This window comes from Micromonospora sp. NPDC052213 (assembly GCF_040679695.1).
In the GTDB taxonomy this organism is placed as follows: domain Bacteria; phylum Actinomycetota; class Actinomycetes; order Mycobacteriales; family Micromonosporaceae; genus Micromonospora.
The window spans coordinates 1-2,096 of sequence record NZ_JBFAVI010000332.1; the positions used below are offsets into that span (position 1 = coordinate 1).

At 75.0% G+C, this 2,096-nt stretch carries 3 protein-coding genes; all 3 read right to left on the reverse strand.

Annotated elements, in window-relative coordinates:
• Positions 1-48: 48 nt before the first annotated feature.
• On the reverse strand, positions 49-336 hold the full coding sequence (gene rsrA, locus AB0L34_RS33650; RefSeq protein ID WP_363709699.1) for a mycothiol system anti-sigma-R factor: 288 nt from the start codon (positions 334-336) through the stop codon (positions 49-51).
• 1 nt (position 337) lies between these two features.
• On the reverse strand, positions 338-1,162 hold the full coding sequence (locus tag AB0L34_RS33655; RefSeq protein ID WP_350703778.1) for a sigma-70 family RNA polymerase sigma factor: 825 nt from the start codon (positions 1,160-1,162) through the stop codon (positions 338-340).
• 366 nt (positions 1,163-1,528) lie between these two features.
• Positions 1,529-2,086: an alpha/beta family hydrolase gene (locus AB0L34_RS33660; protein ID WP_363709701.1), complete on the reverse strand. Its 558-nt coding sequence runs from the start codon at positions 2,084-2,086 to the stop codon at positions 1,529-1,531.
• Between the last annotated feature and the right edge of the window lie 10 nt (positions 2,087-2,096).

Here is a 2,096-nt window from a genome sequence, read left to right on the forward strand (position 1 = left end):
GGTCGGAGACGACCCGGGCCACCGGCGTTGCTGTCGGTGCCGCCGGCCTCAGTCGGCCAGCTCCCGCGACTCGCTGTTCTCGAACACGACCAGCTCGGCCAGCCGGACCCGGAGCCGCTCCCGCAGCTGGTCGGGCGCGGTCTCGTTGCCGCAGCAGCGGGCGACGAGCGCCCTCACCTCCTGCTCGATGCCGTACTCGCGCAGGCACGGCCCGCACTCGTCGAGGTGGTAGCGGATCAGCGTGCGCCGCTCCTCGGCGCACTCCAGATCCAGGTAGAGGTAGACCTCCGCCAGCACCTCACGGCAGTCCGTCTCGTGCGGTTCCCCACAGCTCACGTCACACCTCCCGGCCGGCGGCAGCGGTTGAGCCCTTCTTCGACGACGCGGCGGTGAAGCCCCGCTCCGCGGCGTACTGCTCAAGCAGCTTGCGCAGATTACGTCGACCCCGGTGCAGCCGCGACATCACCGTGCCGATCGGCGTGCCCATGATGTCGGCGACCTCCTTGTAGGAGAAGCCCTCGACGTCGGTGAGGTAGACGGCCAGGCGGAACTCCTCCGGCAACTGCTGGAGGGCCTCCTTGACGTCGCTGTCCGGCAGCCGGTCCAGCGCCTCGGTCTCGGCCGAACGCAGCCCGCTGGAGGTGTGCGACTCGGCCTCGGCGAGCTGCCAGTCGGTGATCTCGTCGGTCGGCGCCTGGATCGGCTGGCGCTGCCGGCGGCGGTAGGAGTTGATGTAGGTGTTGGTCAGGATCCGGTAGAGCCAGGCCTTCAGGTTCGTGCCCTGCTCGAACTGGTGGAAGGCGGCGTACGCCTTCAGGTACGTCTCCTGGACCAGGTCCTCCGCATCCGCCGGGTTGCGGGTCATCCGCAGGCCGGCAGCGTAGAGCTGATCGACGAAGGGCATCGCGTCCCGCTCGAATCGGGCCCTGCGCTCGTCCGTCTTCTCGGTGGTCAACCGCACATCCCCTCGCGTCGGATGCTTTCCCGCCGAGGATACGCGCACAGACCTGCCCACAGATTCACTTCCGGCGGGTGTGCTCGTGCTCACCGCGGCCACGCCGACCGGCGGCGCCGTCGCGGGCCAGTCCGGAGCGCCCAGCAACTGCCGCAGCTGCCGCGCTCCCCGCTCGTCCCGTTCCCGGGCCTGCGTCTCGATCGGCACCCGGTCACCCCCCTCGCCAGAAATGTCGTCCGGGGGGTGCAACGGCACGGACGGGCGGGGCATTCCGGCCGGGCCTCCCGTTCCTGGTCCCGGCCCCGGCGGGACGCCGACGCTGGGACCAGGAAGGGCCTGGGAGGACCGGCGCCGCCGCCCGAACCGGGCGTCCGGCGCCATCCGATGCAACGACCCGCCGCGGCCACCGGACACGGCCGGCCGGAGCGTCGCCCCGTCCCCGGGGCGCGTCCTCGCCCGCCCGCGGCGCGTCGGCCGCCCACCGACCGGGCCGCGCCCAGCAGGGCCGGACGGAGGCTCGCGCCCACGAGCGGTGGGGGCGGAGAGCGCGCGGGACGAAATCGCGCGCCGGGATCAGGGCCGCGCCCAGCCCCGCTCGCGCAGCCAGTCGCGCACCGCCGCGGCCGTGCCGGTCGGATCGCCCCGCAGGTCGTGCCGCTCCCCGGGTCGGGTGACCACGCGCACCGCGGGTCCGGGCTCCGGGACCCCGAACGGGTCGCGGTCGCCGTTGACCACCAGGGTCGGCAGGCCGGTCGCCAGTTCCGAGGCCCGGGACCGCTCCGGGCGGCCGGGCGGGTGCAACGGGAACGCGAGCGCGACCACACCGGCGGCGCCGACCGCCCGCGCGGTGCGGCAGGCCACCCGCGCGCCGCTGGAGCGCCCACCCACCAGCAGGGGTACGCCGGGATGCCGCTCCCGCAGCACGGCGAGCACGGCGGTCCACGCCTCGTCGAGGTGCCCGGCCGGAGCCGGGGCGCGCCGGCCGGCCACGCGGTACGGCTGGGTCACCCGTGCCACCACCAGGCCCGCGCCGGCCGCCGCGTCGCGGAGCGCGAGCAGGTCGGGGGCGTCGACGTCACCGCCCGCGCCGTGGCCGAGCGCCAGCACGGCGGTCGGCGGACCGGCCGGCAGGTCGGTGGCG